This window comes from Spongiactinospora rosea, from assembly GCF_003315795.1.
In the GTDB taxonomy this organism is placed as follows: Bacteria; Actinomycetota; Actinomycetes; order Streptosporangiales; family Streptosporangiaceae; genus Spongiactinospora; species Spongiactinospora rosea.
The window spans coordinates 129867-153214 of sequence record NZ_QMEY01000018.1 but is presented as its reverse complement, the minus strand read 5'-3'; the positions used below and the strand labels follow the sequence as shown (position 1 = coordinate 153214).

Sequence of the window (23348 nt, the reverse complement as noted above, 5' to 3'; positions counted from 1 at the left end):
CGATGACCACGCACCCGGCCACGACACCGCCCCGGCTCAGCGACAGGGCGGTGATCCCGCTGCGCACGCTGGACCCGGCCGCCGCGCCGGACGACCTGGAATGGCTGGACGACGCGATCGGTGACGCGCGGATCGTGGCGATCGGCGAGAGCGCGCACTACAACCGCGAGTTCTTTCTGTTGCGCCACCGCGTCCTGCGCCACCTCACCGAGCGGCACGGCTTCGGCGCGTACGCGATGGAGACCGGATTCACCGAGGGCTGGAGGGCCGACGCGTGGGTCCGTGGCGGTGAGGACCGGCTGGACGAGGTCATGGCGTACGGCCTGACGTCCCTGATGGGCCTGTGGCGGGAGATGGGCGCGCACCTGGCGTGGATGCGCAGGCACAACGGCTCCGCCGCGCGGCCCGTCGGCTTCTACGGCATCGACCTGGGCGGCCAGAACGCCTCCGTGCTCCCCGCCCTCGACGCCGTCCTCGCCTACCTCGCCCGAGCCGATCCCGACTTCCGGTTCGACCCGGCCCTCCGCGAGACCGCCGCGGCCGCCGCGGCGACGTCCGCGTTCGGCATCCCCACGGCCCTGGCCGCCTACGCCGGCCTCCCCGCCGCGTCGAAGGACGCGCTGACCGCGGGCCTCGCCGGTCTCGCCGCGCGCATGCGGGGCCGCCGGTCGGAGTACGTGCGGCGCACCACCGCCGAGGGGTTCGAGCGGGCGCTGCGGTCCATGCACCTGGCGCTCACCCTGGACTCGGTCGTCCGCGACATGGTCCGCGGCGACCAGCAGAGCGTGCTGTTCAACCGCGACGCCGAGATCGCCGACACGGTCGAATGGATTCTGCAACGCCAGGAAAGGATCGTTCTGGCCGCCCACAACGGCCACATCCAGCGCCAGCGTGCCGTACTCCCCGGCATGGACCCGGTCACCCCGCTGGGCGTCCACCTGGCCGACCGGCTGGGCGAGGACTACCTGATCATCGGCACCACCTCCGGGACCGGCCGCATGCTCAACCCCGACCCCGTGGCCTTCCAGTCCGGCACCCTCTTCGCCCCGATGCGGGCCCCGGAGCCGGGCAGCCTCGACGCCCTCATGCACGCGAGCCACGACGGCCCCTTCGCCACCGACCTGCGACGACTGTCACCGGCCGACGCGGACGCCGTCCGAGCCGCCACCGTGCAACGCGCCGGCCTGGGCGAGTACTACGCCCCCACGAGCGCGCTGGACGCCTACGACCTCATCGTCCACCTGCCCGAGGTCACCGCCGCCACCCCCGACGATGCCGCGATCGGCTGCTCCCCGCCGGAGGTACGCGAGGTGTTCTAGGTTCGGCTCGGACGTCCATGGCGCACCAGCAGCGCCAGCGGCCGGGTGGGCTCCCACTCCCCGGCCACCCCCCGCGGGACCATGGGCCGGCCGGACATGTCGAGAGTGTCGTGCGCCGGCAGGGCCCATGGCCGGCCGAGCCTTTCATCCTCCCCGTCCGCCCGGACGAACAACCGGCCGCGGGCGTCGATCACGAGATCCCCCGGCTGCCACCGTTCCGGCCCAGGCGGATCGTCGGACCCGCCCTTCTTCCTCCCCTTGCCGCCACCCCCCGCGATGATCATGATCAGACCCGGGATGAGGAAGATCCCCGCGAGCAGCCGCCGGGCGTTCTGGTCGGCGGGGCACTGGAAGTAGCCGTCCGGCACGAACGCGCTTCCACAGGTGTTGTCACCGTTGTGCGGAATGGGGGACAGGCCGATGAACAGCCCCACGACGGTCGCGGCGAAGCCCAGCGTACGCGGTAATCGCTCCCTGCTCATGTCCCTCCCAAGGCGTCACATGACACGAGTCTCCTTCCCCCACCCCCTCCTGGCAAGATCACCGCCCAAGGCCATCGACGTACGGGCGGTGACACGGACACCGGTTCCCCGCCGGTCACCTTCGGGCCGTTCCACGTACGTGGGCGGATTGTCGAACACCCCGTAGCGGATCACGCAGACGGCGTACGCACCGAGCACCGCCCCCGCCTGCTCGGGCGTCATGGTGACCGGAACATCGGCCCCCTACCCCTCAAACCACGCAATGCCCCCATCGACCCCCACGAACGCCACATCAAACGGCCCCCGCTCCCGCGCCGCCCCCGAAGCCACTACCGGATAAGTACAGATATCACAAAAGCCCTATGGCACGCCTTACAAGGACATAAGGCTTAGACCGGCGCTAATGTTCCACCACACCACGCCAATCGCCGGAACATCATTCCCGCCGTCCCGGATCTCGTCCCACCTTTCGGAATAAGCCGGACAATGCACCACATACCTGCACGCTAATGGCTATTCTCACCTGGCTCTCAGATATTCCAGGGTGTAGCTTCTAACAGCTTCACATCGATGACTCAAGGCGCTTAATCCGTGATAAATGATCAAATCCCCGCCAGGTGGCCCGTTGGCACCCTCATGGACAGACTCAGCCCGGAGGAGCGGGCGGAGCTCCTGGCTCTCGCGCCGTCGTCCCCGCGGCAGACCGGCGAAGCACTCATCCACCAAGGAGATCCAGAGAGGTCCGAGGTCTTTCTCCTGAGGTCCATCCCAGGTCAGCGGCTCACTGCGTGCGTGAAGGTGATGGCCTACCTGGAATCGGGCGGGGCGGCCATGCTGGGCATTCGCGTGAGCGGCGATGTGGTCGGCGAACTGGCGGCTCTGCGCAGGCAGCCGAGATCGGCCATGGTGACCGCGTGCAGTCCGATGTTGGTGCACGTCATACGGGCACAGGCGTTCACCGACTTCCTCGATCGCCACCCGGCCGCATGGAATGCACTGGCCAGGATGATCGCCGACCGGCTCGACTGGGCCAACCGGAGAAGGACCGACTTCGCCCAGTTCAGCGTGCCGGTGCGGGTCGCGAAGGTGCTCGTGGAGATCTCCGATCGGCACGGGGTCGACAGAGCCGACGGCAAGCGGTACCTCGGGGTCGATCTCACCCACGAGGAGATCGCCAATCTCGTCGGGGCCAGAAAGGACGCCGTCTTCAAAGCCATCCGACGCTTCAAGGAACTTGAGCTCATCGACCCCGGTCACCGCCGGAAGATCATCGTCGACCCGACCGGCCTGACTAATTTTCGCTGAAGCGTACCGGTACGTCTTGAGGCGACGCGATCTTCGCCAGACTCTATCCCCGTCGATCTCCCCGACCACGCTGATCGATCGTTATCCCAACCACAAGGTGACATGATGCTTGATTCTGATTTCAGCCGCCGCCTGGTCGTGGCGGTCGATGCGGAAGGATACGGCCGCGGCGACGACCTGCGGCACGACTCGATCCAGTCGGGTCTTGCCCAGGTCATGGACCGCGGCGCACGAGAGGCGGGCCTGCGCCGCGAGACCTGGGCCCGCCAGGAAGCCGGCGACGGCGAGGTCATCGTCCTCCCGCAGGGGGAGCCCGAGCTCCGGGTCATCGACGACCTGGTGCACCGCGTGCGCAAGGCGCTCCACGACCACAACCGCGAACGCCGGGACGACGCCCGCCTGCGGATACGCATCGCCATCGGCCACGGGGTCGTGAAACGTGGCGCGATGGGCTTCGTCGGCCAGGTCGTCGTGACCACCTGCCGGCTGCGCGACGCGGAGGCCGCCCGTACCGCCCTGAAGATGAACCCGCGCGCCGACCTGGTGCTGGTCCTCACCGATCGGCTCTACGAGGAAGTCGTCCGGCAGCTCCACACCTCTTACCGGCCAGAGTCCTTCACCCGGCTGGAAGTGCCGACCAAGGAACGCACCGAAGTCGCCTGGATGTGGATCCCCTCAGAAGACCTGGGTCAGAAAGGAACTCTCGACATGGACAATCTGCCTGAGGTCGCCGACACCCTGTGGGCGCTGATCGCCGGTGGCGCCCTCGAACGTCTGGGCGCCTACGGCACCGAGACCGGCCTCGGTGGTGCCCGAAAGCTGTTCGCGAAGATCAAGGAGTTCCGGTCCGAGCAGGGGCGACCAGCCGCCCCGGAGTCGCGCGACGACCTGCTGCGGTCCCTGGAAGAGCTGGTGCGTGTCGACGCCGCCGTGAAGCAGTTCGCGCAGCAGTTCAACGCCGACCAGATGACCGTCAACCTGATCAGCGCCCCCATTTCCGGGGAGGAGATCAACTTTGGCATCCGAAACTGACTCACCGGGCGAAGGGGTACTGATCGGCGAGGAGGCCACGCCGGTCGATCTGACCGACCAGGCCGAGGCGACGGACGAGATCTTCGCGCAGGTCTCCCAGGTCCAGACCGTCATCAACCACATCCACGGCGACATCGGAGGAGCCTCTTTCGGCATCTCGGGTTCCCGCCCCAAGTCTCGCCGCACGTCCGGCCCCGTATCCCAGTACGAGATGGAGGAGGCTCGCGCCTGCTTCGCGCGCCACGCCGGCTACGAGGCCGCCGCCGAACGCTTGGGGAACGGCAACATCGTGGCCTTGATCGGGAAGACCGGCACGGGCCGCCGGACGGCGGCGCTCAATCTGCTTCATGACTTCGTCGGCGCGCGGCGCGACGTGGTGGAGCTCAGCCCGGTGCACACACTGGAAAGGCTGGCCGCCCGCGAATACCGGAAGGCCCACGGCTATCTGTTGTGCGACTGGCCCAAGGACGACGTTGACGGGAGCATCGCCGACTTTCACGTACGCGAGATCAGGCGCCGCGTCCGCGATGCCGAGGCTTACCTGGTGATCACGGGGACGGCCACCTCACTGCCAGAAGGAGACCAGGTTTCCTGGCTACCGCCCCCGGCCTGCGAAGTCCTGCGGGCTCACCGGGTGGCGCCTGAGGTCGCCGACGAGGCGGCCGCCCAGATCACCACCGACCATGCCATGGCCGACGTGGTGAGGCTGGCGCGCGAGCTGGCCTCAGGGGTTCCGTTGGACAAGGCGCTCGGCTGGCTGGAGGCCGCCGGGCGGCGCGACGTGGTCACCTGGTTCGATGGCGAGCGTACTCGCGGTGAGCTGTTCGAGATGGCCGCCATGGCCTTCACCGCCGGCCTCCCCGAGAACGGCTTCGAGTCGCTGCTCGCCCGGCTGGAGTCCATCGCCGGTATCGGCGGGGAACCGGATGTCATCTCGGCGGATGATCCGATGCCGAGCCGCCGCCTGCTCCGGGTGAAGGAAGGCTCGCTTTTCAGCCTGTCGCCGCAACGCAGGCTGGAGTTCAAGGTCCCGAGTCACCGAACACACGTGATGCGGGAGCTGTACCAGCGACACGGCATGCGGCTGTGGGATCCGGTCACCGAATGGCTCAATGAGTGCGCCGCACTACGCGATCCGAGCGTGCAGGCGGAGATCGCCAGGGGTGTGGCGGTTCTGGCCTCCGTCGCGGGCTACTCGCACGTGGAAGGCACTTTTCTCACTCCATGGGCCCGCGGCAGGGGCGTCATGCGCAGTCAGGCCACCGCCGCGATGGCCATCTCATGGCTGTGCCTGGACGAGACGACCCGTCCGGAGGTTCTGCGTACGGTCACCTCGTGGACGCTGGCCTCCGCCGCCCGACCCAAGTTCACCGCCGCCCTCGCCTGGTCCGGTGAGCTGGGGATCCGGTTCCCATCGGAGGCGGCCCGGATGCTCTGGTTGCAGGTCAGGGACAGCGAGAAGCCCGTCCGGCACGCGGAGATCGCACTGGCCCGCCTGTTCGCGACGCTGACGGAGGCCGCCGGCAACGCACTCCCGTTGCTCGACCTGTTCGCGCGCAAGATCGGCAACGACCGGCGGGTCGGCCGTGCGATCGACCCGCTGATTCGGGCGATCTTGAGCGTGCTGTCGGCTCACGCGGACGGTACCGGGATCCCCACGGTCACCGTTCACCTGCGCAACTGCCCCGAATCGGCCACCCTCCTCGCCGAACTGTGGTCGGCGGTCCTGGTCAAGCGCCCTCACCGAAAGGAAGCTCTGGCCGCCCTGTACGACGCCGTCTGCGCCTTCGACGGGCGCGATACCGGTGACCGCGACCTTGTCCGCGCCCTGCTCGCAGGGCTCGTCGAGGCGCTCCCCGCGAAGGAACGTCCGCTGCTGGCCCATGACCTGCGGCGTTACGCCATCGCCCGAAACACCGACCAGAACCGGCTGGAACTTCTCCTGTCACTGCTCCGGATCTTCTTGAGCCCCGCTGTCCTGTCCCTCGACACCATTGGAAAGCGTCCATGAGCTACCCGGTGATCAGCCAGATTCCGCTAGAGCCCGTCACCAAGCAGGGGTTCCTGAGCAAACCCCGGCGCCTGATCTCCAGCCTGCCCCGCCAGCTCCCGCACCAGCGGCTCGTCTTCGGGTACGACGGCACGTTCGTGCTGGGCGATCGGCGGCTGCGCGGCGACGAGCCGCACGTGCTGTACGGGGAGAGCGTCAGCGTCGTGGACATGTCCAAGGACCACTCGACCACGATCAACGTACCGATCAACTCCTCCGGCGCCCACGACTTCACGATCGCCGTACAGTTCCGCTGCACGGTCGAGGAGCCGATCGAGGTGGTGCGCGCCGGCCTGACCGACGTCACCGAGCACCTGGTCACCTACATCCGGGCTTACCACAAGCTCTTCGAACTCGGCCGAAGTCACGGGCTGGACGAGGTCCACGACTTGTGGACGGTGGTGCATGCCCAGGTGAAGGCGTACGCGACCCTGGTGCCGTGCGCGCTGCCCGGTATGACGGCCGGGTTCGCCGGCCTCGACGTACACGCCCCCGACGAGATCGCCCAGGGGCGGCGGCACTACGAGACCAGCCTGCACAACATCCAGGGCGAACACGGCCTTCGCGACGCCAGACGCAAGCTCGACCGCGACTTCGAACTCGATGAGCAGGATTACCTGCAGGTCAAGGGCCACAGCGCCAATGACTTCGCCCGGCAGGAGGCGGCCCTCGACCGGGATCAGCACATCACCGGAGCCGCCGAGTACAAGGACTTCCTGAGCAGCGGTCCCGGTGCCGCCGACAGTCTGTACGTCACCGTTCCCGGTCTCAACGGCCAGCAGATCGCCGACCGATACGCCGCCCTGGCCGACCGCGAACACAGCGCCGCCCAGCGCAAGATCCAGAGCGAGTACGAGTTGCAGGTCGTTCAGGCTCGCGCCAGGGCCGACGTCGTCCGGGCGGCCATCGACCAGGGCCTGTTCAACGAGACGGCCGGCAAGGAACTGCTCGCCACCTTTGATGAAGTCGAGCCGGAAGAGCACGTGAAGGAACTCGAAGGACCCGCTTATGAGCCCCGGCCCGAGGTGACGGCGGGCGACGCCGACGACGACTTCTTCATGGAGGAGGACGTCCGTGGTTGACATGCTCCACAGATCCACGGCGACCGAGCAGCATGGACGCCGCCCCCGGCACCGGGGCCGGCTCACTCCCGGGATGGTCCTCCGCTGGTTCGCCGGGGTCGACGAGAAGATCCTCGCCAGTGTTCCCCAGGAACGTTCTCGTTACAGCAGCCTCGGCGGAATCGTGGTGAGTACCGCGCTCATCGCGGGCTCCTCCGTACTGTCCGCGCTGACACTGCTCTCGCAGGTGCCCCCGCTCTTGCTGGTGCCGGTGGCTGTGCTGTGGGGTCTGATCATCGCCAATCTCGACCGATTCCTGATCTACAGCCTGCACGGCGACAAGGACGGCTGGTCCCGCTGGGGCAACGTACTGATCCGGCTCGCCCTCGCCGTCGTCATCGGCGTCCTCATCGCCGAGCCGCTGACCCTGAAGCTCTTTCAGGAGCGGCTCGACCGGCAGATCATGCTGGAACGCGACCAGGCGATCAGCTTGACGGAGAGCCGGTACAAGCAGTGCAACCCGCTCAAGGGGCCGGCTCCTTCGGGTGTCGACTGTACCGGCTACCTTCTCGATGGCGGCGACCAGGCACTCGCCGTCGAAGGCAACATGACGCAGAGGCAGAGCACTCTCCAGGCGGCGGAAGACCGACTCGCGGCGGACATAGCTGAGCACGCGAGGCTGACGAGTCGCCGCGACCGCGAATGCTATGGCGTCAAGGTCCCGAACCGTACGACGGGCGTCCCCGGCGACGGACCCGAGTGCAAGGCCCGGAACAACGAGCTCAACACCTTCCTCGCCAAGCATGACATCCCCGCGCAGCAGGCGGAGGTGGCGAAACTGAAGACGGAACTCGGCTCCCTCGCGGCCGATCGCGCCAACGCCGAAAAGGAACGCGCGGCGGCACTCAGCAGGAAGATCACCGAGCACGCCGAGGAGAAGAAGCGAGCCTACACCGACATCGGCCTGCTCGACCGATGGGAGGCATTGGGCACCGTCGCGAGCCAGAGTGGCATGGTCAACTTCGCCCATTGGCTGTTGCGTATCATCTTCGTCCTGCTCGACTGCATGCCGATCATCTCCAAGGTGCTGAACGGCAAGACCGAGTACGACCGCCTCCTCCACCAGGAACTGCGTGCGGGCGCGGCCTGCCACGAAGCCGAGCTGAACTTCACCACCCGCCAGAAGACCGGCGAGTACGAGGTCAAACTGCGCGAGGAAGAGCGCCGGCTGAAAGCCGAACGCGGCCGCATCGACCGAAATCAGCGCGCGGACGAGGCATCCAGGGACGACGAAATCGACCGCCTGGCCCGTACTTTCATGAGCTCGACGCCGACGTGACGATAGGGACGCCGCCGGTAGCGGCATCATGGAGCGATCTGGTCAGGTGCCCGGCCATCGGAACACGCCGCCAGGCGGCCGGGTCGGGTCGTAGTGGTGTTCGATTTCGGTTGGGGCCGTGGTAGGCGTCCCACCAGCGGCGTAGGGCGGGGTCGGGGAAGTTGACGTAGGCGGCGTTGGTGTGGGCGCGGTGGCGGAGGTCGTCGTGGATCTCGGTGACGGCGGCGAGGCTTTGGTCGGTATGGGGGCCGCCCTTCGGCAGCTTTTCGGGCGCTTCCCGTGTGGTTGCGTTAGCGGCCGGGGCCTGCGCGGTCGGCGGCGAGCATGCTGGTGATCGTGACGGTGACCAGTACCGTGATGATCACGCCGAGGGAGACCAGCGTGGGGATCTCCGGGAGCCACGGCCAGACGCCGTGCGCCCAGTGCAGCACCAGCTTGACGCCGATGAACGCCAGGATGATGGCCAGGCCGTGGTTCAGATGCCGCAGCCTGGCCAGCACGCTCTGCATGACGAAGTAGAGCGCGCGCAGGCCGAGCAGGGCGAAGGCGTTGGTGGCGAAGACCAGGAACGGATCTTCGGTGATGCCGTACACGGCCGGGACGGAATCGACGGCGAAGACGATGTCGGTGGCGAACACCGCCACCATGGCGAGCGCCAGCGGGGTCAGCGCGCGGCGGCCGTTCTCGCGGACCGTCAGGCGCGAGCCGCGATAGTCGTCGGTGACCGGCATGAACCGGCGCAGCAGGCGTACCGAGCGCATCCGGGAGACGTCGACCTGCTCCCCGTGCCCGGACATGGCGTCCTTCAGCACCTTGCCGGCCGTGACGATCAGGATCGCGCCGAACAGCAGGAACGCCCACGTACCGCTGCGCAGTACGGCCGCGCCCAGCGCGATGAAGATCGCCCGGAGCACGAGCGCGCCGATGATGCCGTACAGCAGCACCCGTTGCGCGTAGATGCGCGGGACGGCGAAGGCCGACAGCAGCAGCATGAACACGAACAGGTTGTCGATCGACAGGGACTTCTCCACCACGAACCCGGTGTAGAACTCCACCGCGACGCCGGTCCCGAAGGCCTGCCAGAGGTACACCCCGAAGGCCAGCGGCAGCGCGAGGTAGAACGCCGACCAGGTCACGGCCTCGCGCATGCGCACTTCGTGCGGGCGGCGGGTCAGCAGGAAGTCCGCGCCCAGCAGCAGGGCCAGCCCCGCCAGCGTCACCGCCCACAGTGCCGGTGACCCGATCGTGGTCAGGTCGGCGGGCTGGACAATCGCCACAGCGGGCATGGAGCCTCCTCGAACGCGTTCGGCCGTCCGAGGTCTCCTTCACCCACGGCCCGCGCGGGCGTCCGCCCGAGGACGTCAACGTCACGTCCGTACTGACCGGGCCGGTCCTTGGGAAGTACTCCCCTCGCCGCCAGCCTAACCGAGCCCCCGGGTCATCCCGTCGTCGGTTCGCCCTTGGCCCGGCGGATCGCGTCGCGGGCCCGGTCCATGATGGCGACAGGGGTGCCCATCAGCACGTTCCTGGCCGCCGACTCGGTGCCCGGATGCGGGTGCGTGGGGGCCATGGCCTCCGCCGCCTTGACAGCAGCGGCCATGCCCCGCCGTTCGGCGTCGCTGGTGTGGGCGCGCAGCTTGGGGAACTCGTACCGCTCCTCGCTGCGCGCGTGGGCCTCGACGGCGGTGCGGAGCCGCAGCAGGTTCGCCATGAAATCGGGATCGTCGGCCCCCGCCTGATCCATGTGCTGCAGGAGTTGCTTGGCCTCGTTCTCCTCGGCCAGCCGGTCGTCCACCACGGCGCTCCCGCCGTCCAGCTTGCGCCGGGCGTAGGGGTGCACGACCTCCTCTTCGGCCGTCTCGTGCACGGCCAGCAGCCGGACCAGCCGCCCGAACGCCTCCGCCCGCCGTTCCACGGGCGCCTGCTCGACCTCGTCGAACAGGTCCCGGATCAGCGCGTGCTGGGCCAGCAGAAGATCGATGACGTCCGCCTCGTCCATCCGCTCGGGAACCGTCTGCCGCTCGGCCATGTCTTTTCTCTCCTCCGCTGATGCCCGGTGGTGCGCGAACACCGCTGGGCCCTACCCGGCGGACGATCGGGCACGCGCGCCCGGTACGTCACTTTCGCCACTGAAGGGGAAACATCTGGACGATGCCCGGCTCACATACCGAATGCGGAGATGAGCGCAAGATTCCGCTGCCCGCCCCCGGGTACGCCGCGCCATGGGGCTCCTGCCGCCGTCGCGGGCCCGAGAGCCGAGAGAGCGAGGCACGGATGTCCTTCAATCCATTGCGCGAGCGCGGAATCCCGCTGGACCGGCAGGTCCGCAACTGGCGGGAACTCGACGTGGCCCCCATCGACCCCGACCATTCCGACCCCTACACCCGCTGCCGGATCATCGCCATGAACGGCATCGAGGTGGAGGCCGTCCTGTTCAGCCACCAACTGGCCAGGCACTGCCCCGACATCGACCTCAAACGGCACCTGGCCCGGGTCCGCTACATCGAGGCCCAGCAGCAGAAGGCGGTCAACTGGCTGCTGCCCGGCCTGGCCTCGGTACTGGAGACCACGCTCGCGTACGAGCAGGTGGCGGTGGACCTGACCGCCTGGGTGGCCCGGATGGAACCGGACGAATACCTCACGCGGGCCTACGAGTTCGGTGTGCTGGAGGACTTCGACCACCTGTACCGGTACGCGAACCTGTACGAGATGATCGAGCACCGCAAGGCGGAGAAGATCGTGGACGCGCTGACCGAGGTCATGCCCGGCCGCCCGACGTACCTGCACCACCGCGACCCCGTGGACAACATCCGCGAGCCGTACGACAGGTCGGTCGCCGCGCCGGTCTCCAAACTGCACGCGCTGACCATCATGGCCGCCGAGCAGCAGACCATGAACTTCTACATGAACGTCGGCCCGCTCTACATGGAACCGATCGCCCGCCAGCTCTACCAGGAGATCGGGCTGATCGAGGAAGAGCACGTCACCCACTACGAATCGCTGGTGGACCCGGGCGAGACCTGGTGGGAGATGCTGCTGAACCACGAGTACAACGAGTGCTACCTCTACCACTCGTTCATGGAGACCGAATCGGACCCGAGGGTGCGGGCGATCTGGGAACTGCACCTGAACATGGAACTGGAACACCTGCGCCTGGCGGCCGAGCTGTTCAAGCGGCACGACGGCCGCGACCCGGAACAGGTCCTCGCCTCCGAGCTTCCCAAGCCGGTCACCTTCGAGCCGAACAAGGACTACATTCGCGAGCTGATCGCCACGCAGATCGACTACACCACGCTCGGCACCGGGTACGTGCAGGAGGCGCACGAGCGGTTCGAGAGGATGCAGGAGCAGATCATGGGCGGGGAGCGCGCGCCCAGCGAGCGGGTGATCGAGGACAACGCGCACAAGTCCGGGCAGGAGTACCGGCTGGAGACCAACGGGCCGCACCCGGCGCTCAGCCTGCGAATGAACCGCTGAAACAGCCATATCCCGCCGGTTATGGATTTATGTGGGGTACTCGGCGGCAAAGCGCGGTGTCAGCTTCTGGGGTAGCAAGCCGCCCCGGAAAGAGGAGGTCGCCGTGGACGCCGAGTACACCGGCCGGGTCGTTTCCCGGAAGACGCTGCTGAGGGCGGCGATCCTGGCCGCGCCGATTCCCGTGCTTCTTCAGCAGTTTCCCGCGCTCGCCGCCGACACAGAGCCCACGCCGGACTGCGAGCCGCCCCCCGCGCGCACCCCGCTGTCGCCCGAGGGCCCCGAATACAGGCCCACCTCCCCGCTGCGCGACACCTTTACCGGACGCGGCGCGCCGCTCATCGTCAGTGGCTGTGTCTACAACCTGTCGTGCCGGCCGATCGCCAACGCCCTGCTGGACTTCTGGCACGCCGACGCCTCCGGCAACTACGACAACGTCGGGGACAACTTCCGCGGGCATCAGTTCACCAACGCGCAGGGGCAGTACCGGCTGACCACGATCTTCCCTGGCCTGCAGTACTACGGCCGCACCCGCCACATCCACGTCAAGGTCCAGGCCCGCGGCCGGCCGATACTGACGACCCAGCTCTTTTTCCCCAACGAGCCGCAGAACATCTTGGACTGGCAGTACGACCCCCGCCTGCTGATGGCGGTTCCTCCGAACCAGACCCCACGCCAGGCCACGTTCGACTTCGTACTGAACTTTTCCTGACGGCCACAGGCGCCGCCCCCGCCGGGGCGGCGCCCGCGTCAGATCCGCGACAGCACCCGGTCGCTGACGAAGCACAACATGCCGTACTCCCCCGCCCGCCGCCGCGCGAAGTCGGCCAGTTCGTCACTGTCGGCGTAGTCGAGCGCGTACAGGTCCACGTCCAGCCCCAGCAGCCGTTCGGCCACCGAGGCGTGTACTTCGAGCACGTCGTCCGGCCAGCGCGCGTACCCGTCGGTGTTCACCCAGCGGGCCGAGAAGGACTCGAACAAGATCCCGTCCACCAGGTCCGCCAACTCGGGCAGCAGCCCGAACCCCCGGTTGGCCAGCAGGTAGTCGGGCCCGGCCTCCTCCTTGACGGCCGCGATCAGGGTCAGCAGGTGCGGCAGGTCCTCGGGATAGGTCTGTTCCAGGTTGAGCGTGTCCAGGAACAGCCCGCCGAACCCCCGCGCCATCGCCCGCCGCGCCTGGGCCACCACGTGCGCTATCCACCGCGGATCTCCGACGTGGACGAACGCGCCGCCCCAGTCGGGGTTGCGCTCCGGCCGCTGCCAGGGGGCGGGCGGTCCGACGTCCTCCGACAGGGACAGGTACCCCAGCGTCTGGACCCCGCGCGCCTTGAGCACGCTCAGTTCCCCCTCGGTGTAGAAGTCGGCCTGGAGGACGACCTTGCCGAAGCGGGAGAGCCGGTCCAGCTCCCCCGCCCCGTAGTAGAACGCGATGGGCAGCATCACGCCTCCCGGTACCAGGCGAAGGTCCGGCGTACGCCTTCCTCCAGGGAGACGCGCGGCTCGTGGCCGGTGAGCGCGCGCAGCCGGGACAGGTCGGGGCAGCGGCGCGCGACCGAGCCCGGCGGGGCCGGTACGTGCCGGATCGCGGGGGTGTGCCCGGCGATCTGGAGCACCAGTTTGGCCAGGTCGCCGATGTTGGTCTCGGCGTCGTTGCCGATGTGGACGATCTGCCCGGCGGCCCCGGGAGCGTCCATGAGCCGCAGTACCGCCTCCACCGCGTCGTCCACGTAGCAGAAGGCCCGGCTCTGGTCGGCCCCGTACAGCAGGAAGGGGTCCTCGCCGCGGGTGGCGCGCAGGGACAGTTCGGGGATGACGTGGTCGGCCCCCATGCGCGGCCCGTAGACGTTGTGGAACCGGCCCACCACGGCCGGGAAGCCCTTGGCCCGCGCGGCGTGCAGGACCGCCGCCTCGCCGAGCATCTTGCTCATCGCGTACGTGAACCGCGCCGCCGCCACGTCCTCGATCATCAGCGGCACGGTCTCCGGCGTGGGCACCGGGACGACGCCCGCGCTCACGCCCCCCGCGTACACCTCGCTGGTGGAGGCGAAGAACAGCCGTTCACCTGCGCCGATCCACTCCAGCAGGTTGAGCAGGGCCAGGGTGTTGACCCTGATGACGCGGGTCGGCTCGGACACGACGTTGCGCACCCCGACCACCGCGGCCAGCATGTGGATCTGGTCCCAGCCGCGTTCGATGGCGGCGTAGGCCGCGGGGTCGGTGAGGTCGGCCGAGCGCAGGTCGATCCGCCCGGCGAGTTCGGCCAGCGCGGTGTCCCTGGCGCCGCGGGAGAAGTCGTCCACGACGGTGACGTCGTGCCCGCCCTCCACCAGCCTGCGGGTCAGGTGCAGGCCGATGAAACCGGCGCCGCCCAGCACGAGGACCTTCATAAGGCGGCCTCCCCGGCGACGTACCCGATGCTCGCGTACCGGACGCCGTACCTGGTCACGGACGTCTCGTCGAGCACCCGCCAGGCGTCGAAGATCACCCGCAGCTCGGAGGTGGCCAGCCGCAGATCGACGGCGAGGTCCCGGTAGTCGGGGTGGTCGTTGATGACGATCATGGCGTCGGCCGCGGCGAACGCCTTGTCCAGGCTGACCGGCTCGCCGCCGTGGCGGCGGATGACCTCGTCGGTGACCAGCGGGTCGTGGCCGAGCACCCGCATGCCCGCGGCGGTGAAGACCGGCATCATGTCGGCGATGGGCGTGCCGCGCATGTCGTCGGTGGCGGGCCAGCCCTTGTAGGCCCAGCCGAGCACCGACAGGGTGATCCCGGCCGTGGTCCCGAACGTCTGGCCGATCAGCTTGACCAGCCGCTCGGCGACGTGCCCCGGCAGGCGTTCGTTGAGCGCGCGGGCCCTGCCGACCAGGTACGGCCGCCGTTCCGGCCGGGTGCTGGCCATCATCAGGTACGGGTCCTTGGACAGGCAGCCGCCGCCGACGAACCCCGGTTTGGACAGGTCGGGGCGCGGATAGCCGACGTTGGCGGCCTTGATGACCTCCAGCGGGTCCAGTCCGTGCTGCTCGGCGATCAGCGCCACCTCGTTGCCGAACGCGTAGATCAGGTCGGTGTGGCAGTTGTTGGAGAGTTTGACCAGTTCGGCGGCCTCAAGGCTGGAGACGGGCACGATCCGCTCGGCGAGTCCCTGGAACAGGTCGATGCCCGCCCGCAGGCTCTCCTCGTCCAGGCCGCCGATCACCTGGGGCAGCGCGACCAGCTCGCGCAGGGCCTGCCCCTGGATCGTGCGTTCGGGGGCCATGACCAGCCGCACCCGGCCCCAGCGCGCGGCCAGTACGTCCAGCACGACCTCGCGGCTGGTCCCGACCGGTACCGTGCTGCGGACGACGACCAGCGTCTCCGGGCCGCACCTGGCGGCCACGTTCTCGGCGGCGGCGGCGAGATTGCGCAGGTCGGGGCGGCCCGTGGACAGGTCCACGGGTGTGGAGACGGCGAGGACGACGGCGTCCAGCGGCTCGTCGGGCAGGTCGTGGGCGACGGTGATCCGCTCACCGAGGTGGTGCTGGAACGCCTCGGCGACGCCCGGTTCGTAGAGGTGGACCCGACCGGCGGCCAGCGCCGCCACGACGTCCGGGTCGGCGTCCATGCCGTGAACGCGGTAGTCCTTGCCGGCCAGGGCCGCGGTCAGCGTCAGCCCCACGTAGCCCAGGCCGACAACGCCGACTGTCTTCGGCATCTCGTGCTCCTTTCTCCGCTCGTCTCGTCTCATGCGCAGGGGGGACTGACGCGGTCGAGGGCGACCACGGTGACGTTGCCCGCGAAGCCGTGCCGGCGCTGGCGGGCGCAGGCGGCCCGGACGTTCGCGGGCCGGATGGCGTAGTCGGTGGCCAGGACGACCTTGCCCTGGCGGCGCAGCGCCAGGGTCTCGGCGAGGTTCTCCCGGCACCAGCTCGCCGTGCAGGGCCGGTCGGTGGCCAGGTAGAACAGCTCCTCCATGCCGATGCCGTCGATGGCGGCGGTGTAGCCGGGGTGGTGGCGCAGCTCCGGCGAGTTCTGCGGGACGACGGAGAAGCCGGGCCTGGCCCGCTTGACGTACCGGCTGATCTTGACGATCAGGCCGGTCATCTTGCGGCCCAGGCTGTGCCGGGTCTCCCCCGGGACGAGCGACAGGTCGATCTCCTCGTACGCCAGCGGGGTGTCCAGGTACACCCCGTCGAACCCGGCGCGGAGGGCCTGGTCGAGCCGGGGCTTGATCACACGCGTCCACCAGGCGGGCTTCCAGTAGCGGACGAAGCGCTCGTCCGGCCAGTCCTTCCAGGTGTTGAGCGTGAGGTCATCGGCGTACTCGGACCTGAACCCCTCGATCGAGCCGATCTCCATGTACGCCAGCACGCGCTTGCCGGTCTTCTTGACCCGCGCGATCTCGGCGGCGGTGAAGTAGCCCGGGGTGGTGCCGTCGCGGGACAGGTCGATGATCGCGAGCGGGTGCGGCGCGCGGGCCACGGCGTCCAGGCGGCCCTTGGGGTAGCCGTCCAGGACGTACGTGAACGACGTGATCCCGCGCAGGCCGTTCACGGGGGCGGGCGGGGCCGCCGCCGGGCAGCCGAGCAGCCCAGTCGATGACACGGCCAGCAGCCCCGCCACCAGCAGGCTTTTCATGTCATCGCCTTGACCGACTCGGCCAGCGTGTGCCGGGGCCGCCAGCCCAGGACCCGGCCGGTCCTGGTGACGTCGGCCCTGCTCCAGTCCACGGCAGGCGACCTCGCCGACGCCGTTCCGCGTTCGCGCAGCTCGCCGTCGTAGCCCATGGCCTCGGCCAGCAGGCGCACCGGCTCGCGGACCACGACGGACCGGCCGCTGCCCACGTTGAGCACCCGTTCCGGCAGGTCGGGCAGTTCCGGTACGAAAGCGGCGCGCACCACGGCGTCGGCGACGTCGCGGACGTCCACGAAGTCGCGGAACGCGCCGAGCGGGCCCAGCTCGATGTGCGGGGAGCGGGCGGCGAGGGCCTGCCCGACCAGTTCGCGGGCCCGGCCGAGCACGTTCTCCGCCGACGTGCCGGGGCCGATCGGGTTGAAGATCCGCAGCGTCAGGCCGTCCACCCTGCCCTCCTGGGCCGCCTGGCGGACCAGCAGCGTACCGGCCAGGTGGCTGACGCCGTAGGCGCTCGCCGGGCGGGGCGGGGTGTCCTCAGTGGTGGAGGTCCCGGGGATGCCGGGGCCGTACTCCGCGGCCGAGCCGAGACGGACGTACCGGGCGGAGGACTCCGCCGTCGTCATGGCCTCGATCAGCAGCGCCGACACGCCCGCGTTGCCGCGCAGCAGTACGTCGTAGCCGCCGCCCATCCGGCCCACGCAGTTGATCACGGCCGCCGGGCGGACCTCCAGGAGCAGCCCGGCGGCCTCGCCGGGCGAGGCCCGCAGCAGGTCCAGGGTGTTGCGGCCGGGGCACACCACGCGCGGCCGCCTGGTGTCGGCCGCCAGCCTGGACCGTACCTCGCGGCCGAGGAACCCGGTCGCGCCGAACAGCAGCACGGTGGTCATCGCACCGCCTCCGAGGGCAGCAGCAGTGGCCTGAACTCCTCGAAGTGGGCGTTGGCCTCGTCGTAGTCGTCGGGCCGCCCGATGTCCAGCCAGTAGCCGTCGAACTCGTACACCCCCGGGTACTCGGCCCGGTCCAGCAGGTCGAGCACCAGGTCGTCGAAGCCGAAGGAGATGCCATCCGGGTAGCGCGCGATCGTCTCGCGGGACAGGGCGTACACGCCCATGCTGACCAGGTAGCTGAGCAGCGGCTTCTCCCTGAACCCGACGATGCGCCCGCCCTTGTTCTCCAGCACGCCGAAGTCGATCTTCACGACCCGAGGCGAGGTCGCCACGGTCAGCGGCAGGTCGGCGGCCATGTGCTTGTGCAGCAGGTCGGCGTAATTGAGCGTGGTGAGCACGTCCCCGTTCATGACCAGGAAGTGCTCGGGCAGCCGCTGCCGGATCGGGAACAGCGGGCCGATGGTGGACAGCGGGGTGACCTCCTCGGTGAAGTCCACCGCGAGGTCCCAGCGCGACCCGTCGCCCACGAACGCCCTGATCAGTGGGCTCAGGTGGCCGACCGCGAGGGTGGCGTGGGTGAATCCCTGCGCGTGCAGCTGCCGCAGGATGATGTCGAGGATGGCGTACTCCTCGCCGATCGGCACCAGCGGCTTGGGCAGCGCGGAGGTGTACGGCCGCAGGCGCACTCCCTTGCCTCCGGCGAGTATGACGACGTGCATGACACACCTCACTTCTCATCGATCAGCAGAACCGGTGCACGTCCCTGAGGCCGGACGCCGCGAGGACGAGCAGGAACACCAGGAACATCGCCGCCGCGCCGAGGAAGAGCCGGACGTCGGCCAGCGGGACGTGCGCCGCGGGCAGCAGCAGGCCGGCACCGGGGTGGACGGCGAGCGCCATGCCCTGGACCACGCACAGGAGCACCACCTTGCCTTGGTTCGCGAGCAGGAAGCCCAGGAAGTACGCGCCTCCGACGGTCACGTGGGCGGCGGCCATGACCATGCTCTCGTGCGAGAGCGCGCCGGTCGCGTACAGGAAGGCCAGCGGGAGCACGGCCAGCACGGACAGTGCCAGCAGGCACAGCACCACCCCCCTGGCCAGCGCCACCGCGGCCCGCCTGATGAACTCGGCCGGGTAGCGCACCTGCCTGATCAGGGCCCTGGCCTCGTCCTCGAAGGCGTGCGCCCGGTACTCCAGCACGCCCATCCCCAGGACCAGCCCGGCGCCCGCCACGGCGATGTCGATCCGGTCCAGCACGTAGGGGGCCTCGGCCTGGAGCAGGAAGGTCGCGCTGAGCACGCTGTAGACGAACGACGGCAGCAGGCCGCGCAGGTCGGTTCGCAGCAGCGTGCGCAGCGCGGGCTCCTTCTTCGTGGTGCGCAGCGTGAGGCGTACCGCCGCGCCCGTGATCGCGGCGACGCAGACGACGCCGAGGCAGACGGCCAGCAGCGCGGCCTCCGGCTCGCCCACGCCGATGTAGACCACGCCCGCCGCCGCCGCGGGCAGCATGAAGACCGCCAGCCGCTTCTCCCGCCGGTAGAGCAGCAGGATGCCGGAGGAGAGCTGGAAGGCCATCTGCGTCGCGCCGAGCGCCACGAGCGCCGCCGGACCGTTCCGGTACAGGGCGAGCGTGGCGGACATGACCACGCCCGCGAGCACGCCGAGCAGCAGCCCGGACCGCAGCACCCGGCCCGCCGAACCGGGCATGCCGCGGCCGATCAGCGAGTACGCGAGCTGGGCCGCGGTGCTGCTCAGGATCCAGCCGAGGCCGGTCGTCAGGACCATCCCCGGCATCAGCCAGCGCGCCCCCACCAGGCCGGACGCGGCCGGGAGCAGTACCGCGGGCAGGGCGTAGAGCAGCCCGTGCGTCATCTGGGCGGCCGGGCGGGCCCTGGGCAGCACCTCCTCCGTGGCCGGGCCCGGCTGGCGGGTCTCGGCGATCCGCGAGAACGCGGCGGCGGCCAGCGAGAAGACGTCCGGATGGCCGTACCGCTCGCGGGCGATCTTGTCGTTCAGTCCCTGCGATTCGAGGATGGCGGCCACCTGCTGCGCCTCCACCGCCCTGGACATGAACGTCCCCACCGACCCGATCAGCTCGTCGATCGACCGCGGTGCCGTGCCATCCGCGTCCGCCGCCGTCATGCCGGCGCCGACGCCGGCCGCACCAGTTCCTCATAGACGCCCCGATAGTCGTCGAGCGACTGCCGCAGGGTGAACCGCTCCATCACGCGGGTGCGGGCGTTCCCGCCCAGCCGTTCGCGCAAGGGGGCGTCGAGCAGCAGCCGGGCGAAGGCGTCGGCGGCGGCGGCGTGGTCGCGCGGCGGCACGATGAGCCCGGCATCGCCGACCGCCTCGGCCACGCCGCCCACATTCGTGCACACCACCGGCCTCCCGCAGGCCATGGCCTCCACCACGGTGTAGGGGAAGCCCTCGGAGATGCTGGTGAGGGCGACGACATGGCCCGCGTGGTAGGCGGCCATCGGAGCGGCCACGCGTCCCTCGAAGACCGCGTGGCCCTCCAGACCCAACTCGCGGATCAGAGCCAGGCAGCTCTCGTGGTAGCTCTCGTTGCCCTCGGGCACGCCGCCGAAGATCCGCAGCCGGGCGCCCGGCACCTTCTCGCGGGTCAGCGCGAACGCCCGGAGCAGCGTGTGCAGGTCCTTCAGCGGGTCGATCCTGCCCATGAAGACCACCGTCGGCTCGTCCGGTTCGGTCTCGGCCTGCGGGAAGTCGTCCGGTTCGACGCCGTTGTACATCACGTGGATGCGCTCGGGGTCGGCGCCGTTGTAGACCTGCCAGCGCTTGTTGTACGTCGAGTGCGGCGCGATCCGGTCGGCCGCCTGGTAGGCGGCCCCGGCCAGCCTGCGGAAGAAGCTGAGCAGCAGCACCCGAACCGCGTGCGAGGCGGGCTCGTTGACGTACTGGAGGTACCGTTCCCGCAGGTAAACGCCGTGCTCGGACAGCACCACCGGCGTGCCGTACCGCCACTTGGCGGCCATCGCGACCAGCATGCTCAGGCCGTTCATCGTGACGTGCACGAGGTCGGTACGCGGCGGCGGCTCGGCCAGCGGGCGCAGCATGTGGCCCATCAGGTGGCCGGCGTTGATGGCGTCGGCCAGGTTGATGCCGTCGGTCCTGCTGCCGTGCCAGGCGTCCATGACCTGCGTCAGCGACGGGTTCGCGGTGAGCGCGGCGACGAGGTCGCCGCCCTCACCGGTGAGTTCCCAGATCGATTCGAGCACCGCCAGGAACTCCACGCTGCCCTCGCCCATCACGGCGGGCGCGAGGACCATCTCCAGGAACCGGCCGTAGGCGGCGGCGAAGTCCCGCGCCGGCGACCGGGACCGGCGCCGGGCGCGGGGCTTCCACAGCGGAATGGACACGACCCGGTCGAGGTTGGGCGGCGACTCCCACACGGAACGCTCGGCCCCGTCCACGGTCATCGCCACCACCTCCCAGCGATAGTCCGGCATGCCGCGGATGAGCTGGTCCATCCAGACGCTCACACCGCCCATCGCGTACGGGTACGTCCCTTCCGAGACGAACGTCACCTTCACGGCCGTACGCTCGCGGGGACGGTCAGCGGGGTCGCGGCCGTGAGCGCGAGGTGGGCCACCTTGTCGCTGCCGTAGGTCTCCGCGCCGGTGGCGTCGGCGCCCGTGGCGAAGACGGAGGCGTCCGCGGCCGAGGTGAACGTGATCGTGGCCGCGGTGGCGTCGTAGACGGCGCTCACTCCGGACAGGCCGGCGAAGTGCGTGGTGCGGCGGTCGACGTACCGGGCCAGCGCGGTCCAGTCCGGGCTGAGCAGCGGCACGTTGTAGTAGGCGTTGTACTTGTCGAGCACCGCCTGCAGCCAGTCGAAGACCAGGCTCTCGCCGGAACCGTAGTCGCGCAGGTTGCCCTGGTGGAAGGTGTGCGTGTAGACCGAACCGGACATCACGTGCTGCATGGCCACGTCGCTCTCGTGACCCAGGATCTGCTCGTAGGTCTGGTCCTCGGGCCAGTAGGGGAACTTGCCGTCCGGGCCGTAGTAGGAGTTGTAGAAGTACGTCTCCTCGTCGGGGGCGGTGGTGTGGTAGGCGATGTTGGTCGGCCAGTCCGGGACGATCGTCAGCGCGGGCTCAAGCGGGTGCCTGATGCCGCAGTTGAAGCACGCGGGCACGTGGCTGGGGAAGGACATGTTGCCGTGCAGGTAGGCGACGCCCACGTCCTTGGCGGCGCGCAGCAGTTCGGGGTTGGAGGCGGCCAGGCCGTGGTCGGTCGGCGGGTCGATGTCGTTGTTCGGGTCCGGGTGGTAGACGCCGAGGCCGGAGTACTCACCGGTCTTCAGCACGGCCGGGTCCACGGTCAGGCCGATGGCGGTGGCCCTGGTCAGGTTGTCGGCGATCTCGGCGCGGCTGGTGGCGTAGTCGGTGGTGTTCAGCTTGGGGTGGGTCAGGGTGTGGTTGACCCAGCGGAAGGCGTCGGCGCGGCAGCGGGAGTAGCTGGTCAGGGCGTCGCGGCCGGGGGCGGGGGCGTCGCACGAGGCGGGGGCCTGGACGTCGGCGTCCTCGCCGTTGTAGGGGATGTTCAGCGTGAAGCCCGAGGCCAGCGGGTTGGCCAGGCGGAAGGCGTTCTGCTTGTCGTAGGTGCTGGCGGCGTCGGCGCGGCTCAGGCGGAAGCCCGGGGTGGTGTCGATCGTGCCGTCCGAGTGCAGGTGGTCGGTGTAGTTGAACCAGTCGTCGATGTCGGTGTTGAGGTAGTGGCGCTGCTCGCCGAGGTACAGGCCGCGGCTGGCCCAGCGGAACAGGCCGAAGGTCAGCAGGTCGGCCTGGGGCAGGTACTGGTTGGAGGTGAACGTCAGGGCCATCCGCTCGCGGCCGTCCGGCGCGGTGGTGCGCACGCCCACCACGTCGTCGCCGATGGTCAGGATGGGGGTCGCAGCGCAGCCGGTGGCGATCTCGGTGCGGTAGACGTAGGAGAGCGAGATCGGCAGCGCGATGCCCGGCTTGAGGTGGTCGAACGCGGCTGCGCCCTCGGTGGTCAGCGCGGCGCTGACCGGGGTCTGGCCGACGCCTCCCTCACTGCCCGCACGCAGGCAGTAGTCCTCGGGGAAGGTGCCGTAGGGGGTGTAGAGGGAGACCTGGCGGACGCCGTAGTCGCGTTCGTAGGCCCACAGGGTGTTCCACTCTTCGGTGGTGAGCGCGCTGAGGTAGGCGTCGTTCTCGAAGTACATCAGGCCGGAGTTGGTGAGCAGGATCGCGTTGTACTTGCCCGCGCCGTCGGCACCGAGCAGGTCGGCGGCGTTCAGCGGCTGGGTCTTGGCGTGCAGGACGTCGTACTGCGCGCCGATCCGGTCGAGCGTGCTGCGCCAGGTGGCCAGGCCCCAGTCGGTGGCGTCGAGCGCGACGACCAGCGCGCGCAGCCCGACCCGGCCGGCGTTGGCGGCGGCACGCGCCGGGGCGGACGTGGCGACCTTGGCCGAGCGGCGCAGCGGGACCGTGCCCTTCTTCACCGGGAGCGGTCCCGGCCTGTCCACTTTCGGACGCGCGACGGGCGCCTTGGGCGGCGCGCCGTGCTCGTGGCCGCCGGGCGCGTGGGCCTCGTTCGCGTAGACCGGTCCGATATCGGCGGACACCAGACCGGAAAACAGCACCATCGCACTGACCAGCGCGGTAACTCGCCGAAACCTTGGCGAGTAAGGTCGCCGGGCACACCGGAAGACGTTCATCGAAACTCCCTGAGCACCGAGTGAGGGGCGGGAAACGTGAGTTCGTCAGGAAGTGTCAAGTCCGGGCGTTTCACTTGA

At 69.4% G+C, this 23348-nt stretch carries 20 protein-coding genes; 8 read left to right on the top strand and 12 right to left on the bottom strand.

What is annotated here, in order from left to right; translation table 11 throughout:
- Positions 1 to 2: 2 nt before the first annotated feature.
- Positions 3 to 1319, top strand: coding sequence for an erythromycin esterase family protein (locus tag DP939_RS31860; protein ID WP_113984536.1), 1317 nt, complete (start codon positions 3 to 5; stop codon positions 1317 to 1319).
- On the opposite strand, the gene DP939_RS31855 is transcribed toward DP939_RS31860, so the two are convergent.
- Complete coding sequence (locus DP939_RS31855; protein WP_113984535.1) at positions 1316 to 1801, bottom strand: hypothetical protein; 486 nt, start codon at positions 1799 to 1801, stop codon at positions 1316 to 1318. The genes DP939_RS31860 and DP939_RS31855 overlap by 4 nt on opposite strands.
- Positions 1802 to 2437: 636 nt before the next feature.
- Between DP939_RS31855 and DP939_RS31845 the strand changes: the two genes are divergently transcribed.
- The 5 genes from DP939_RS31845 to DP939_RS31825 all read left to right on the top strand — a co-directional run bounded on the left by DP939_RS31845 (position 2438) and on the right by DP939_RS31825 (position 8588).
- The gene (locus tag DP939_RS31845) at positions 2438 to 3106 is read left to right on the top strand and encodes a Crp/Fnr family transcriptional regulator (RefSeq protein WP_113984534.1); all 669 of its coding nucleotides are present in this window, start codon (positions 2438 to 2440) and stop codon (positions 3104 to 3106) included.
- Between the two features lie 102 nt (positions 3107 to 3208).
- Positions 3209 to 4138: a hypothetical protein gene (locus DP939_RS31840; protein ID WP_113984533.1), complete on the top strand. Its 930-nt coding sequence runs from the start codon at positions 3209 to 3211 to the stop codon at positions 4136 to 4138.
- Positions 4122 to 6149: a hypothetical protein gene (locus DP939_RS31835; RefSeq protein WP_113984532.1), complete on the top strand. Its 2028-nt coding sequence runs from the start codon at positions 4122 to 4124 to the stop codon at positions 6147 to 6149. The genes DP939_RS31840 and DP939_RS31835 overlap by 17 nt, the downstream gene beginning before the upstream one ends.
- A complete protein-coding gene (locus DP939_RS31830; RefSeq protein ID WP_113984531.1) occupies positions 6146 to 7270 on the top strand; it encodes a hypothetical protein in 1125 nt (374 codons plus the stop codon). The genes DP939_RS31835 and DP939_RS31830 overlap by 4 nt, the downstream gene beginning before the upstream one ends.
- A gap of 1 nt (position 7271) precedes the next feature.
- Positions 7272 to 8588, top strand: coding sequence for a DUF4407 domain-containing protein (locus DP939_RS31825; protein WP_113984530.1), 1317 nt, complete (start codon positions 7272 to 7274; stop codon positions 8586 to 8588).
- Between the two features lie 290 nt (positions 8589 to 8878).
- On the opposite strand, the gene DP939_RS31815 is transcribed toward DP939_RS31825, so the two are convergent.
- Positions 8879 to 9874 (bottom strand): TerC/Alx family metal homeostasis membrane protein, encoded by a 996-nt coding sequence (locus tag DP939_RS31815; protein WP_113984529.1) that lies wholly within the window; start codon positions 9872 to 9874, stop codon positions 8879 to 8881.
- A 152-nt stretch (positions 9875 to 10026) separates the two neighbouring features.
- On the bottom strand, positions 10027 to 10617 hold the full coding sequence (locus tag DP939_RS31810; RefSeq protein WP_225878623.1) for a hemerythrin domain-containing protein: 591 nt from the start codon (positions 10615 to 10617) through the stop codon (positions 10027 to 10029).
- 245 nt (positions 10618 to 10862) lie between these two features.
- On the opposite strand from DP939_RS31810, the gene DP939_RS31805 reads away from it, so the two are divergent.
- A complete protein-coding gene (locus DP939_RS31805) occupies positions 10863 to 12065 on the top strand; it encodes a hypothetical protein (RefSeq protein ID WP_113984528.1) in 1203 nt (400 codons plus the stop codon).
- 103 nt (positions 12066 to 12168) lie between these two features.
- Entirely contained in the window at positions 12169 to 12774 is a 606-nt protein-coding gene (locus DP939_RS31800) for a dioxygenase family protein (protein WP_113984527.1), read from the top strand.
- Between the two features lie 38 nt (positions 12775 to 12812).
- On the opposite strand, the gene DP939_RS31795 is transcribed toward DP939_RS31800, so the two are convergent.
- From DP939_RS31795 to DP939_RS31755, 9 genes are read right to left on the bottom strand one after another with little or no spacing between them, the layout of a single operon-like run.
- A complete protein-coding gene (locus tag DP939_RS31795) occupies positions 12813 to 13502 on the bottom strand; it encodes a hypothetical protein (protein ID WP_113984572.1) in 690 nt (229 codons plus the stop codon).
- Complete coding sequence (locus DP939_RS31790) at positions 13502 to 14449, bottom strand: NAD-dependent epimerase/dehydratase family protein (RefSeq protein WP_113984526.1); 948 nt, start codon at positions 14447 to 14449, stop codon at positions 13502 to 13504. The genes DP939_RS31795 and DP939_RS31790 overlap by 1 nt, the downstream gene beginning before the upstream one ends.
- On the bottom strand, positions 14446 to 15753 hold the full coding sequence (locus DP939_RS31785) for a nucleotide sugar dehydrogenase (RefSeq protein ID WP_199565546.1): 1308 nt from the start codon (positions 15751 to 15753) through the stop codon (positions 14446 to 14448). Before DP939_RS31785 ends, DP939_RS31790 begins: the two co-directional genes overlap by 4 nt.
- A gap of 29 nt (positions 15754 to 15782) precedes the next feature.
- Positions 15783 to 16676, bottom strand: a complete 894-nt coding sequence (locus DP939_RS31780) for an endo alpha-1,4 polygalactosaminidase (RefSeq protein ID WP_113984524.1) — start codon at positions 16674 to 16676, stop codon at positions 15783 to 15785.
- Positions 16673 to 17560 carry an NAD-dependent epimerase/dehydratase family protein gene (locus DP939_RS31775; RefSeq protein WP_113984523.1) on the bottom strand — a complete coding sequence of 296 codons (888 nt, stop codon included), beginning with the start codon at positions 17558 to 17560 and terminating at the stop codon, positions 16673 to 16675. The genes DP939_RS31780 and DP939_RS31775 overlap by 4 nt, the downstream gene beginning before the upstream one ends.
- The gene (locus tag DP939_RS31770) at positions 17557 to 18279 is read right to left on the bottom strand and encodes a sugar phosphate nucleotidyltransferase (protein WP_113984522.1); all 723 of its coding nucleotides are present in this window, start codon (positions 18277 to 18279) and stop codon (positions 17557 to 17559) included. The genes DP939_RS31775 and DP939_RS31770 overlap by 4 nt, the downstream gene beginning before the upstream one ends.
- A gap of 22 nt (positions 18280 to 18301) precedes the next feature.
- Complete coding sequence (locus tag DP939_RS31765; protein WP_113984521.1) at positions 18302 to 19702, bottom strand: hypothetical protein; 1401 nt, start codon at positions 19700 to 19702, stop codon at positions 18302 to 18304.
- Entirely contained in the window at positions 19699 to 21117 is a 1419-nt protein-coding gene (gene pelF, locus DP939_RS31760; RefSeq protein ID WP_113984520.1) for a GT4 family glycosyltransferase PelF, read from the bottom strand. Before pelF ends, DP939_RS31765 begins: the two co-directional genes overlap by 4 nt.
- Positions 21114 to 23198, bottom strand: coding sequence for an Agd3-related carbohydrate-binding protein (locus DP939_RS31755; protein ID WP_113984519.1), 2085 nt, complete (start codon positions 23196 to 23198; stop codon positions 21114 to 21116). The genes pelF and DP939_RS31755 overlap by 4 nt, the downstream gene beginning before the upstream one ends.
- Positions 23199 to 23348 lie beyond the last annotated feature (150 nt).

Coding starts and splice junctions, on each gene's coding strand:
- DP939_RS31765 (WP_113984521.1), bottom strand. CDS start 19,702: ATGACGGCGGCGGACGCGGATGGCACGGCACCGCGGTCGATCGACGAG.
- DP939_RS31755 (WP_113984519.1), bottom strand. CDS start 23,198: ATGGTGCTGTTTTCCGGTCTGGTGTCCGCCGATATCGGACCGGTCTAC.
- DP939_RS31775 (WP_113984523.1), bottom strand. CDS start 17,560: ATGACCACCGTGCTGCTGTTCGGCGCGACCGGGTTCCTCGGCCGCGAG.
- DP939_RS31805 (WP_113984528.1), top strand. CDS start 10,863: ATGTCCTTCAATCCATTGCGCGAGCGCGGAATCCCGCTGGACCGGCAG.
- DP939_RS31845 (WP_113984534.1), top strand. CDS start 2,438: ATGGACAGACTCAGCCCGGAGGAGCGGGCGGAGCTCCTGGCTCTCGCG.
- DP939_RS31855 (WP_113984535.1), bottom strand. CDS start 1,801: ATGAGCAGGGAGCGATTACCGCGTACGCTGGGCTTCGCCGCGACCGTC.
- DP939_RS31795 (WP_113984572.1), bottom strand. CDS start 13,502: ATGCTGCCCATCGCGTTCTACTACGGGGCGGGGGAGCTGGACCGGCTC.
- DP939_RS31825 (WP_113984530.1), top strand. CDS start 7,272: ATGCTCCACAGATCCACGGCGACCGAGCAGCATGGACGCCGCCCCCGG.
- DP939_RS31785 (WP_199565546.1), bottom strand. CDS start 15,753: ATGCCGAAGACAGTCGGCGTTGTCGGCCTGGGCTACGTGGGGCTGACG.
- DP939_RS31810 (WP_225878623.1), bottom strand. CDS start 10,617: ATGGCCGAGCGGCAGACGGTTCCCGAGCGGATGGACGAGGCGGACGTC.
- DP939_RS31815 (WP_113984529.1), bottom strand. CDS start 9,874: ATGCCCGCTGTGGCGATTGTCCAGCCCGCCGACCTGACCACGATCGGG.
- DP939_RS31770 (WP_113984522.1), bottom strand. CDS start 18,279: ATGCACGTCGTCATACTCGCCGGAGGCAAGGGAGTGCGCCTGCGGCCG.
- DP939_RS31790 (WP_113984526.1), bottom strand. CDS start 14,449: ATGAAGGTCCTCGTGCTGGGCGGCGCCGGTTTCATCGGCCTGCACCTG.
- DP939_RS31830 (WP_113984531.1), top strand. CDS start 6,146: ATGAGCTACCCGGTGATCAGCCAGATTCCGCTAGAGCCCGTCACCAAG.
- DP939_RS31780 (WP_113984524.1), bottom strand. CDS start 16,676: ATGAAAAGCCTGCTGGTGGCGGGGCTGCTGGCCGTGTCATCGACTGGG.
- DP939_RS31860 (WP_113984536.1), top strand. CDS start 3: ATGACCACGCACCCGGCCACGACACCGCCCCGGCTCAGCGACAGGGCG.
- DP939_RS31840 (WP_113984533.1), top strand. CDS start 3,209: ATGATGCTTGATTCTGATTTCAGCCGCCGCCTGGTCGTGGCGGTCGAT.